Annotated in this window: 13 protein-coding genes; 12 read left to right on the forward strand and 1 reads right to left on the reverse strand. The window is 29.4% G+C overall.

Annotation, left to right across the window (positions count from 1 at the left end):
- Positions 1-71: 71 nt before the first annotated feature.
- The 12 genes from H8S10_RS10530 (at position 72) to H8S10_RS10585 (ending at position 10963) form a co-directional block, all read left to right on the forward strand.
- Positions 72-824 carry an exodeoxyribonuclease III gene (locus H8S10_RS10530; protein ID WP_055268147.1) on the forward strand — a complete coding sequence of 251 codons (753 nt, stop codon included), beginning with the start codon at positions 72-74 and terminating at the stop codon, positions 822-824.
- A gap of 153 nt (positions 825-977) precedes the next feature.
- Positions 978-1718 carry a carbonic anhydrase gene (locus H8S10_RS10535; protein ID WP_055268145.1) on the forward strand — a complete coding sequence of 247 codons (741 nt, stop codon included), beginning with the start codon at positions 978-980 and terminating at the stop codon, positions 1716-1718.
- A gap of 97 nt (positions 1719-1815) precedes the next feature.
- On the forward strand, positions 1816-2118 hold the full coding sequence (locus H8S10_RS10540; protein ID WP_055268143.1) for an urease subunit gamma: 303 nt from the start codon (positions 1816-1818) through the stop codon (positions 2116-2118).
- 11 nt (positions 2119-2129) lie between these two features.
- Positions 2130-2465: an urease subunit beta gene (gene ureB / locus H8S10_RS10545; protein ID WP_055268141.1), complete on the forward strand. Its 336-nt coding sequence runs from the start codon at positions 2130-2132 to the stop codon at positions 2463-2465.
- Positions 2465-4180, forward strand: a complete 1716-nt coding sequence (gene ureC, locus H8S10_RS10550) for an urease subunit alpha (RefSeq protein WP_055268139.1) — start codon at positions 2465-2467, stop codon at positions 4178-4180. Before ureB ends, ureC begins: the two co-directional genes overlap by 1 nt.
- 18 nt (positions 4181-4198) lie before the next feature.
- Positions 4199-4669 (forward strand): urease accessory protein UreE, encoded by a 471-nt coding sequence (locus tag H8S10_RS10555; protein ID WP_186838838.1) that lies wholly within the window; start codon positions 4199-4201, stop codon positions 4667-4669.
- Positions 4653-5360, forward strand: a complete 708-nt coding sequence (locus tag H8S10_RS10560) for an urease accessory protein UreF (RefSeq protein ID WP_055268135.1) — start codon at positions 4653-4655, stop codon at positions 5358-5360. The genes H8S10_RS10555 and H8S10_RS10560 overlap by 17 nt, the downstream gene beginning before the upstream one ends.
- A gap of 97 nt (positions 5361-5457) precedes the next feature.
- Positions 5458-6069 carry an urease accessory protein UreG gene (ureG, locus tag H8S10_RS10565; protein ID WP_055268133.1) on the forward strand — a complete coding sequence of 204 codons (612 nt, stop codon included), beginning with the start codon at positions 5458-5460 and terminating at the stop codon, positions 6067-6069.
- A gap of 1 nt (position 6070) precedes the next feature.
- Positions 6071-6913 carry an urease accessory protein UreD gene (locus tag H8S10_RS10570; RefSeq protein ID WP_186838839.1) on the forward strand — a complete coding sequence of 281 codons (843 nt, stop codon included), beginning with the start codon at positions 6071-6073 and terminating at the stop codon, positions 6911-6913.
- 49 nt (positions 6914-6962) lie between these two features.
- Positions 6963-8168 (forward strand): ammonium transporter, encoded by a 1206-nt coding sequence (locus H8S10_RS10575; RefSeq protein WP_055268129.1) that lies wholly within the window; start codon positions 6963-6965, stop codon positions 8166-8168.
- 32 nt (positions 8169-8200) lie between these two features.
- The gene (locus H8S10_RS10580) at positions 8201-8713 is read left to right on the forward strand and encodes an AmiS/UreI family transporter (RefSeq protein ID WP_055268127.1); all 513 of its coding nucleotides are present in this window, start codon (positions 8201-8203) and stop codon (positions 8711-8713) included.
- Positions 8714-9010: 297 nt separating this feature from the next.
- Positions 9011-10963: a YgiQ family radical SAM protein gene (locus tag H8S10_RS10585; protein WP_186838840.1), complete on the forward strand. Its 1953-nt coding sequence runs from the start codon at positions 9011-9013 to the stop codon at positions 10961-10963.
- 45 nt (positions 10964-11008) lie between these two features.
- On the opposite strand, the gene H8S10_RS10590 is transcribed toward H8S10_RS10585, so the two are convergent.
- Positions 11009-11167: a hypothetical protein gene (locus tag H8S10_RS10590; RefSeq protein ID WP_172675781.1), complete on the reverse strand. Its 159-nt coding sequence runs from the start codon at positions 11165-11167 to the stop codon at positions 11009-11011.
- Positions 11168-11403 lie beyond the last annotated feature (236 nt).

Genomic DNA, 11403 nt, shown 5'->3' on the forward strand with positions numbered 1-11403 from the left:
AAGTTTATATCTATATGGATTATAGTATAAATAAAATATTAAAATATAAATGATAAGCAATGGAGGAAAATATGAGATTAATATCTTGGAATGTAAATGGAATAAGAGCTTGTGTGCAGAAAGGATTTCTAGAGTTTTTTAAAGAAGTAGATGCAGATATTTTTTGTATTCAAGAAAGTAAATTACAAGAAGGACAAATAAACTTAGAGTTAGAAGGATATTATCAATATTGGAACTACGCAGAAAGAAAAGGATATTCAGGAACAGCAATATTTACAAAAGTTAAACCTTTAACTGTTTCATATGGAATTAATATTGAAGAGCATGATAAAGAAGGTAGAGTAATAACATTAGAATTTGATGATTATTATGTAATTACTGTATATACTCCAAATTCACAAAATGAATTAGCTAGATTAGATTATAGGATGAAGTGGGAGGATGATTTTAGAAACTATTTAAAAAGCTTAGAAAGAAATAAGCCTGTAATTTTATGTGGAGATCTAAATGTAGCACATAAAGAGATAGATTTGAAAAATCCTTCTACAAATAGGAAAAATGCTGGATTTACTGATGAAGAAAGAGAGAAGTTTTCTACTTTACTAAATTCAGGATTTATAGATACATTTAGATATTTTTATCCAGATTTAACTGGAAGCTATTCTTGGTGGTCATATAGATTTAATGCAAGAAAAAATAATGCTGGATGGAGAATTGATTATTTTGTAGTATCAGAAGCTTTAAAAGATAAGTTAGTTAGTGCTAAAATACATACAGAAATATTTGGTTCGGATCATTGTCCAGTAGAACTAGTAATTAAATAAGTTTAAATCAGAAATATAGATATAAGTAAAAATAATACTTATGTCTATATTTTTTATTATTATTTAATAATTTATATGTATTTGGGCAAACTTAATTTGAAAGTGTTATTTATAAGAATTTTTATAATATAAAAGTTAAAGGAGGTTATTGATATGAATAAAGCTTTCATAGCAATGCTATTAGCAACATCAATTATATTTGCAGGGTGCACATCGAAAGGGGTAAATGATGGAAGTAATACTTCAAATAATACTTCAACTAGTCAAAGTGAAAATAAAACGAATGATTCTAGTATAGGAGAAAATGTAAATGTTGATACAAAGGTAACTACAGCTGAAGAGGCAATGAAATTATTAGAAGATGGGAATGCTAGATTTCTAAGTGATAAAAGTGAGCTAAGAAATATAGATTCTGCACGAAGAAATGAGCTTAAGGATGGGCAAAATCCTTATGCTGTTATAGTTTCTTGTTCAGATTCAAGAGTAACACCTACAACTATATTTAATGCTGGTTTAGGAGAGATATTCGATATAAGAATAGCTGGAAATATTGTTGATGATGATGCATTAGGATCTATTGAGTATGGTGCAGAACATTTACATAGTCCTCTTATTGTTGTTATAGGGCATCAAAGTTGTGGAGCAGTAACTGCAACTTACAACAGCGTAGTAAAAGGTGAAAAAGCTACAGGACATATTGAAGATATAGTTGAAAAGATTGAACCAAATGTAAATTCAAATGGAACAATTGATGATGCTATAAGAGCTAATATAGATTCAGTAGTAAAAGAGATATCTGAGGATGAGATAATAAAAAATCTTATAAGTGAAGGCAAGGTAAAGGTAGTTGGAGCTTATTATGATTTAAATGGGAAAGTAACTTTTAACAAATGAAAAAATGAATAAAAAGAGTTATCTTTGGAAAAATAACCTATATGTAATGAATTTATTGTAAATTTATATATAACAAAATAGCAAGGAGGAATTTGTTTTGCATTTAACTATTAGAGAACAAGAAAAGTTAATGGTTGCTGTTGCGGCAGATGTAGCAAGAAAAAGAAAAAGTAAAGGCCTAAAACTTAATTATCCAGAAGCTATGGCAATAATAACTGATGAAATGTTAGAAGGCGCGAGAGAAGGTAAAACTGTAGAGCAATTAATGCAATATGGTACAACAATATTATCAAGGAATGATGTAATGGAAGGTGTTCCAGAAATGATTCATACAGTACAAGTAGAATGTACATTCCCAGATGGAACAAAACTAGTTACAGTTCATGATCCAATACAATAAGGAGGTAGAGTATGATACCTGGAGAATTAAAGATAAAAGAAGGAAATATTTTATATAATGAAGGCAAAGATGCTATAACTTTAGAAGTTGTAAATACTGGAGATAGACCAGTACAAATAGGGTCTCATTATCATTTCTATGAAGTAAATGATTCATTAGCATTTGATAGAAAAGCAGCTTGGGGAAAAAGATTAGATATTCCTTCAGGAACTGCTGTTAGATTTGAGCCTGGAGATAAAAAAGAAGTTAATTTAATAGACATTGGTGGATATAGAAGAGTTTATGGTATAAGAAACATGTGCGATGGATTCTTAGATGGAATGTCAAAAGGGAGTGGTGAAAAGTAATGAGTTTCGAAATAGATAGACATAGATATGCAGAGTTATTTGGACCAACTGAAGGAGATAGTATAAGACTTGGCGATACTGATCTTTTTATAAAAATAGAAAAAGACTACACTGGATATGGAAATGAGTGTAAGTTTGGTGGTGGAAAAACATTAAGAGATGGTATGGGGCAAAATGCGACCCAAACTAATAAGCATCCAGAAGTTGCAGATATGATAATTACTGGTGCAACAATAGTTGATTATACTGGTATATATAAAGCTGACGTAGGAATCAAAGATGGAAAGATTCTTGCTATAGGTAAGGGTGGTAACCCTGATACTATGGATAATGTTGATTTCGTAGTAGGAGTAGGAACAGAAGCACTAGCTGGAGAAGGAAGAATATTAACTGCTGGAGGAATAGATACTCATGTTCACTATATTCACCCAGGATGTGCACAAGTTGCATTAGAAGGTGGTATAACAACATTAGTAGGTGGAGGAACAGGACCTGTAGATGGTACAAATGCTGTTACTTCAACACCAGGACCTTGGAACATAAAACAAATGTTAAAATCTGCTGAAGGATGGCCTGTAAATGTTGGTATATTAGGAAAAGGAAGCGGAGCTAATATAGATGTAAATGCACAACAAATTGAAGCTGGAGCAATTGGATTAAAAGTTCATGAAGACTGGGGTGCTACAAGATCAGCTATAAATTACTCTTTGGAAACAGCTGAAAAATATGATATTCAAGTTGCATTACATAGTGATACATTAAATGAAGGTGGATTTGTAGAACATACAATTCAAGCAATTGCAGGAAGAGTAATTCATGCTTATCATACTGAAGGAGCTGGTGGAGGTCACGCACCAGACTTGATGGAAGTTGCATCTCAAATTAATGTTTTACCTGCATCAACTAATCCAACTAAACCATATACAGTAAATACTGTTGCAGAACATTTAGATATGATGATGGTTTGTCACCACTTAGATCCTAAAGTTCCAGAAGATATAGCTTTTGCTGATTCAAGAATTAGACACCAAACAATAGCAGCAGAAGATATATTCCAAGATATGGGAATATTTAGTATTATGAGTTCTGATACATTAGCTATGGGAAGAATTGGAGAAGTTGTAACAAGAACATGGCAAACAGCTTCAAAAATGAAAAAACAAAGAGGAACATTCCCTAATGATAGTGAGTATAACGACAATAACAGAGTTAGAAGATATATTGCTAAATATACTATAAATCCAGCAATAGCACAAGGAATGGATAAATATATAGGTTCTGTAGAAGTTGGTAAGTTTGCAGATTTAGTTCTTTGGGAGCCACCTTACTTTGGAGTTAAACCACATCTAATAATTAAAGGTGGAATGGCAATTAGAGGAATTATAGGAGATGCTAATGCATCTATTCCAACATGTCAACCTGTAGTATACAGAGATTGTTATGCTGCATTTGGAAAAGCAAAATTCCCAACATGTATAACTTTTGTTTCTAACTATGCATATGAACATGGAATAAAAGAAGAGTTAGGACTACAAAAAACTGTATTACCAGTTGGTGGAATTAGAAATTTAACTAAGAAAGATATGAAGTTAAACGATGCTACTCCTGAAATTAGAGTAGATCCACAAACTTATGATGTTACAGTTGATGGTGAATTAATTACATGCGAACCTGCAAGTGAATTACCATTAGCTCAAAGATACTTTTTATTCTAATTATAAGGAGAGAGCTATATGATCTTTAACCAAATAAAAGGGAATATAAGGGATATAGAAAATATAAATAATTATCATATTGAGAAAATATTTATAAATAGTGATGATACTTTAAAAAGAATTTTAAGAGTAACATCTGATCATAATAACGAGTATGGCATTGCTTTAGATAAAAATGAAGAATTAAAAGATGGAGATATTCTTTTAAATGATGGCAAAAATCTTGTAGTAATAAAAGTAAAAGGCGAAGATGTATTAGTTATTAAGCCTGATAATATTACAGAAATGGGGATAATTGCTCATTCTTTGGGTAATCGACATTTACAAGCACAGTTTAATGATGGAAAGATGATTATACAATATGATTCATTAGTAGAAGAAGAGTTAAAAAGAGATAAAATTAACTATTCAAGAGAAAATTTAAAATTAGAGAAAGCGTTCAGACATGTTGAGTTTGGACACACTCATACTCATGCACATGCAAATTGATAATGATATATTAAAACATTTAAGGGTTATCCAAATATGTGATTCTAACTTTCCTATAGGATCATTTAATCATTCTTATGGAATGGAAACTTATTTAAGATTAAAAAAAGTTTATGATACTAATACTTTTAATAGTTGGCTTGATGTTTATTTAAAAGAACAATTTATTTATAGTGATGGTTTAGCTATAAGGTTATTATATAGTTTTCTTGAAAAAAATGATATGGAATCTATATACGAACTTGATAGACTAATAACGGTTCAAACTGTAGCTAAAGAAAGCCGCAATGGAGGAAAGTTAGTTGCAAGTAGAATGATTAAGTTATTTATGGATTTATATGACTTTGATTTATTAAAAGATTATAATGATAAGTTAAGGAAAAAAGAAATATTTGGCCATCCCGCTCTAGTTTTTGGAATATTAATGTATTCTCTAAACTTTAATTTAAAAGAAGCAATAATTTATCATATGTATAGTACCGTTTCAACATTAATAAGTAATGCAGTAAGAACTATTCCCTTAGGACAGAAAGATGGGCAAATTCTATTAAAAAATTATAGTGAAGAATTTATACATCTTTATGAAAAAATAATGAATTTAGATTACGATGATTTTGGAGCTAATAGTCCAGGATTAGAGTTATCACAAATTAAACATGAAACAATGGAATTTAGATTGTTCATGTCATAGCTATAAAAATATAAAAATTAATACATATATTAATATGAATGAGGGGGTTCTCTCATTCATATTAAATAAAGATTATAAATAGAAGGGTGTTGAAAATATGAAGCCAGTTGTTATAGGTGTTGGTGGACCAGTTGGTAGTGGTAAAACTTTACTTATTGAAAGATTAACAAGAGTAATGAGCAAAGATTATAGTTGCGCAGTTATAACTAATGACATATATACAAAAGAAGATGCTAAGTTTATGGTTAAAAATTCAGTTTTATCTGAGGATAGGGTAATAGGAGTTGAGACTGGAGGATGTCCACATACTGCCATAAGAGAAGATGCATCAATGAATTTTGAAGCTCTTGAAGAATTAAAGAGTAGATTTGACGACTTAGATATTATATTTTTAGAAAGCGGAGGAGATAATTTAGCAGCAACATTTAGTCCGGATTTAGTAGATTTCTCAATATACATAATTGATGTTGCGCAAGGTGAAAAAATTCCAAGAAAAGCAGGTCAAGGAATGATAAAAAGTGATTTGTTTATTATAAATAAAATAGATTTAGCACCATATGTTGGAGCAAATTTAGAGATTATGAGAAAAGATACATTAGCTTTTAGATCCGAAAATAGTTTTATGTTTACCAATTTAAAAACAGATGAAGGAATTCAAGAAGTAATTAATTGGATAAAGAAAAATTGCTTATTAGAGGGCATTTCTTAATATGGAGCAGTTAGTAAAAAAAGAATATGCTGGTACTATTGAATTAGTATTAGAGCAAAAAGATAATAGAGTAATAACTACGAAAAAGTACTATGAAGGATTAGTAAAAGTATCTGCAAACATAAGAAATGATAGGGAAAGAATTCCAACATATTACTTGTTACAACTTGGTGGAGGATATATTGAAGGGGAAAAGTACAAAAATATATTTATCCTTAAAGATAATACTCGTGCAATAATAACTACACAAGCATCGACAAAAGTTTATAAGTGTGAGCATGGAGATAAGGTGTTACAAGAAACTACTATTGAGTTGGGGGAAAATAGTATTTTGGAATACATAGCTGATACAGTTATTTTATATAAAAATGCTATTTATAAACAAGTTAATAATATTTATTTAGATGAAAGTTCTACGCTTATTTATAGTGATGGTATTACTGCAGGATGGTCACCAGAAGGTGATAAATTTGCATATAGTAATGTTCAGCTAAAGAGTAATGTTTATATTAATAATAAAATAGTTTTATTAGATAATTTAATAGTTAATCCTAGAGAGAATGATGTAACGAAATTAGGCTTTTTTGAGGAGTATTTAAACTTTGGAACATTACTTATTATTAATAAAAATATTACTAGTAATGTTATTGAAGAATTAAGGAGAGAAGTGGAAAAACTCAATTTACCAATAGATTTTGGAATATCAGAATTAGATGTAAATGGTTTTGTACTTAGAGTATTAGGTAACTTAACACAGCATATAGAGTCAGCCATGAGTGTTTGTCATAATTATATACGTAAAAACTTTCTAGGATCTAAGGATTTAGTTATGAGAAAAAACTAAGGATTATTATCTTAAAATAGCAAAAGATAAACTAAGAAGGAGTGATTTTATGATTATTCATGGCGATGTAGCATTTATAATTTTAGCTACAGCACTTGTTTTAATTATGACACCAGGATTAGCATTTTTTTATGGTGGATTGGTTGAAAGAAAAAATTCTTTAACTATTATGTTTCAAATATTTATTTCAATAGGAATTGTAACATTATTATGGGTATTTGGAGGATTTAGTTTAGTTTTTGGTGATGATATTGGTGGAGTTATTGGAAATCCTTTTCAATACTTTGCTTTTAAAGATATTACATATATGATTAATTTAAATTATAGCGATAATATACCATTTTTAATGTTTTTTATGTATCAATTAATGTTTGCCATAATAACAGCTCCTTTAATGACAGGAGCTTATGCAAATAGATTAACTGTAAGTGGATGGATTAAAATTTTAATAATTTGGATGATACTAGTTTACTTCCCTGTCGCTCACTGGGTATGGGGAGGAGGATTCTTAAGTAAGCTAGGATTTGTAGATTTTGCTGGTGGAGCGGTAATCCATATAACATCAGGATTTGGATGCTTAGGTGGAATATACGTCTTAGGTGAAAGAAAATACAAAAATGAGCATGGACCATTTAATTTAGGGTTAGTTGCAATTGGAGCTGCCTTGTTATTATTTGGTTGGTTTGGATTTAATGCAGGTGGAACTTTAGCAGCAGCTGAAACTGCAGCAATAGTATTTACAAATACAGCAATTGCAGGAGCCACAGGAATGATAGTTTGGGCAATTTTATATGCAATGCATAGTAAAAGAGCATCATTTTTAGAAATAATAATAGGTGCAGTTGCAGGTTTAGCAACAATAACACCAGCATCAGGATATGTAACCCCACTAAGTTCTGTATTAATTGGAGCAATTGCAGCAGTTGTATGTTTCTTCTGTGTTGAATTTGAAAGAAAAAAATGGGATGATGCTCTTGATGTATGGGGCGTTCATGGAATGGGTGGATTTATTGGTACATTATTAGTTGGTGTATTAGCTGATCCAAGAGTAAATGGGGTTTCAGCTGGTTTAAATCAATTTTTAATTCAATTATTAGGTTGTGGAATAATAATTGTTTATTCTGTTTTGATGACTTTTATTATATTCAAAGTAGTAGATAAGATTAAATCTATAAAAGTAAGTGATGAGATTCAATTAAAAGGATTAGATCAAGCGTTCTTTAAAGAAAATTATGAAACCAAGCCAGAACAATAATTGAAAAAACATAAAAAACATAGGAGGGAAAAATGCTAGGAGTAGTTTTAATATATGTTGGAGTAGTTCTTATACTTAATGGAGTTGGAAGACTTTCTAATGTAGATGCAAAATCAGCATCAGTATTTAATGTATTTACTGGAATGCTATCATTTATATTAAATATTGTAGCAGTGATTCAAGGTAACTATTTTGCAGCTGGAACTGGATTGTTATTTGGTTTCACATATTTATATATCGCAGCAAGAGGTATATTTAATTTAGATGGTAGATTATACGGTTGGTATTGTTTATTCGTAGCAATAAATACAGTTCCATTAGCATTTATTGATGGATCAACATTAAAGTTTATTGATTTCACAATAGGAAATATATATTGGATATTTATATGGTTACTATGGGGATTACTATGGTTAACAGGCTTTATAGAATTAGTAATGAAAAAAGATTTAGGTAAATTTGTAGGATATTTATCAATTTTTGATGGTATATTTACTGCATGGATACCAGGATTTTTATTATTAATTAATATGTATCCTAAATAAAATTATATATTGGAAGAGGATTGTTACAGAAGTGTAGCAGTCTTTTTTTTGTAAGTTTTTATTTTTTATGATAAAAATTTATATCTTGTAAATAATTATATTTCACTTAATATAAAAGAGAAGATAGTATTATGTTAGAAAAAGTGTCTTATGGGGAAGAATATGTTAATAATAAATATTATGGTAATTTAATATGAAGTATTAACAAGAATAGAATTAGATGTTATATTAATAGATGTCGAATTAAAAAGAAATAATTTTTAATATAAATAAAAAGAAAATGAAAGATGTGATTAAATGGAGAATAAATTTTTACCTATAAGTAAAGAAGATATGATAGAAAGAGGCTGGGAACAGTGCGATTTTATTATAGTGACAGGAGATGCGTATGTAGATCATCATAGTTTTGGAACTGCTATAATTTCAAGAGTTTTAGAAAATGAGGGATATAAAGTAGGAATAATTCCTCAACCAGATTGGCATAGTACAGATGATTTTATGAAACTTGGAAGACCGCGTTTAGGATTCTTAGTAAATGCAGGTAATATGGATTCTATGGTTAATCATTATACTGTAAGTAAGAGATTAAGAGAAAAGGATCTATACTCTCCAGGTGGAAAAATGGGACTAAGACCAGATAGAGCTACAATAGTTTATTGTAATAAAATAAGAGAAGCTTACAAAAATATAAATATTTGTATTGGTGGAGTAGAAGCTAGTTTAAGAAGATTTGCTCATTATGATTATTGGGCTGATAAAGTAAGAAAATCTATTTTAACTGATAGTGGAGCAGATCTTTTAATTTATGGAATGAGTGAAAAACAAATTGTTGAAGTAGCAAGATGCTTAAATGAGGGATTTGATGCAAAATATATTAGACACGTACCAGGAACTTGCTATTTAGTAGATGACTTAGATGAAGTATATGAAGAACATATAGTTATTCCTTCATTTAAAGAAGTATCAACAGATAAAATAAAGTATTGTGAAGCTTTTAAAGTTACATATCAAGAACAAGATCCTATAAGAGGAAGAACTATAGTACAAGATCAAGGTGATAAATATTTAGTAGTAAATAAGCCAGAAGTTATATTAAATAGGGAAGAACTAGATGCAGTTTATGATCTTCCATTTACAAAACAATATCATCCATCATATGAAGAGGCAGGAGGAATTCCTGCTCTAGAAGAAGTTAAGTTTAGTATTATGAGTTCAAGAGGATGTTTTGGAAATTGCTCATTCTGTGCAATTACATTTCACCAAGGAAGAGCTGTTGAAAGTAGAAGTAAAGAGTCAATAGTAAAAGAAGCTAAAGAAATGACAGAGATGAAGGATTTTAAAGGGTATATACATGATGTTGGTGGACCAACAGCTAACTTTAGAAAACCAGCATGTAAACATCAGTTAACTATAGGTGCATGTAAAGTTAAGCAATGTCTAAGTCCAAGTCCATGTAAGAATCTAGAAGTAGATCACAAAGAATTTTTAGATGTTTTAAGATCTGTAAGAAAACTACCTAAAGTAAAAAAAGTTTTTGTACGATCTGGAATTAGATATGATTATGTTATGGCAGACAAAGATGATACATTCTTTAAGGAATTAGTAGAACATCACGTAAGCGGTCAGTTAAAAGTGGCACCTGAGCATGTATCAGAAGAAGTTTTAAAACATATGGGAAAACCTGCAGGAAAAACATATGAAGAATTTAGACAAAAATTCTTTAGAATTACTGAGAGATTAGGAAAGAAGCAATATATTATACCTTATTTAATGTCTAGTCATCCAGGAAGTACATTAAAAGAAGCTATAAAACTAGCAGAATATTTAAGAGATATTAAATATCAACCAGAACAAGTTCAAGATTTTTATCCAACACCAGGAACGTTATCAACAACTATGTTTTATACTGGATTAGATCCAATAACTATGAAAGAAGTATATGTTCCAAAAAGTAAAGAAGAAAAGGCTATGCAAAGAGCATTATTACAATTTAGTAAGTCTAAAAATTATAATATAGTTTATGATGCTTTAATGAAAGCTGGCAGAGAAGATTTAATTGGAAATGGGCCAAAATGCTTAATTAAATCAAAAGAGCAAAGATACAAAGAGGCACATGGTTTAGTGAGGAAAAAATCAAGCAATAACAATAAAAATAAAGAGTCTAATAATAGAAAAAATTCTAAAAATAGCTCAAAGCATAAAGGAAAAGATATTAGTAAAGGAAGAGAAAAATCTAAAAAAAGAAGATAATTAATAAAAAAGTTTACAGATTAAGTCTGTAAACTTTTTTTATAATTAATTTTTAATTGAACATAATTTACAAATATTTAATGTTTTCCCGTCTTCACCTTTTTTTGTCCATACTAGTTTTACTCTTTTTCTTCCACATACTGGACAAGTGCCCCTCCAACCAGGAATAGTTTTAATATACTTACCTCTTTTTTGTTTACTCATTTTTCCTCTCTCCTTTTTATTAACATTACATTACATTATATTAAGTAAAAGGAGATTTATGACTAAAATAACAAGGATAATTATTTTTAAAAATAGCAAAATAATAATGATAATACTGAATCTGTTAAGTTGATATGAAAAAATAGCTTGATTTTTCATAGAATTGCTCGCTCTTTGAAAATTATATAAGTTTGAATTTTTTATTGTATGGTAAACAAACCTACAATAAAATTGAT

It is taken from the genome of Clostridium sp. NSJ-49 (assembly GCF_014287725.1).
In the GTDB taxonomy this organism is placed as follows: Bacteria; Bacillota; Clostridia; order Clostridiales; family Clostridiaceae; genus Clostridium; species Clostridium disporicum_B.

Bases quoted from the DNA above. Each gene is read 5' to 3' on its own strand.
- H8S10_RS10530 (WP_055268147.1), top strand. From the start codon at position 72: ATGAGATTAATATCTTGGAATGTAAATGGAATAAGAGCTTGTGTGCAG.
- H8S10_RS10535 (WP_055268145.1), top strand. From the start codon at position 978: ATGAATAAAGCTTTCATAGCAATGCTATTAGCAACATCAATTATATTT.
- ureB (WP_055268141.1), top strand. From the start codon at position 2,130: ATGATACCTGGAGAATTAAAGATAAAAGAAGGAAATATTTTATATAAT.
- ureC (WP_055268139.1), top strand. From the start codon at position 2,465: ATGAGTTTCGAAATAGATAGACATAGATATGCAGAGTTATTTGGACCA.
- H8S10_RS10555 (WP_186838838.1), top strand. From the start codon at position 4,199: ATGATCTTTAACCAAATAAAAGGGAATATAAGGGATATAGAAAATATA.
- H8S10_RS10560 (WP_055268135.1), top strand. From the start codon at position 4,653: ATGCACATGCAAATTGATAATGATATATTAAAACATTTAAGGGTTATC.
- ureG (WP_055268133.1), top strand. From the start codon at position 5,458: ATGAAGCCAGTTGTTATAGGTGTTGGTGGACCAGTTGGTAGTGGTAAA.
- H8S10_RS10570 (WP_186838839.1), top strand. From the start codon at position 6,071: ATGGAGCAGTTAGTAAAAAAAGAATATGCTGGTACTATTGAATTAGTA.
- H8S10_RS10575 (WP_055268129.1), top strand. From the start codon at position 6,963: ATGATTATTCATGGCGATGTAGCATTTATAATTTTAGCTACAGCACTT.
- H8S10_RS10580 (WP_055268127.1), top strand. From the start codon at position 8,201: ATGCTAGGAGTAGTTTTAATATATGTTGGAGTAGTTCTTATACTTAAT.
- H8S10_RS10585 (WP_186838840.1), top strand. From the start codon at position 9,011: ATGGAGAATAAATTTTTACCTATAAGTAAAGAAGATATGATAGAAAGA.
- H8S10_RS10590 (WP_172675781.1), bottom strand. From the start codon at position 11,167: ATGAGTAAACAAAAAAGAGGTAAGTATATTAAAACTATTCCTGGTTGG.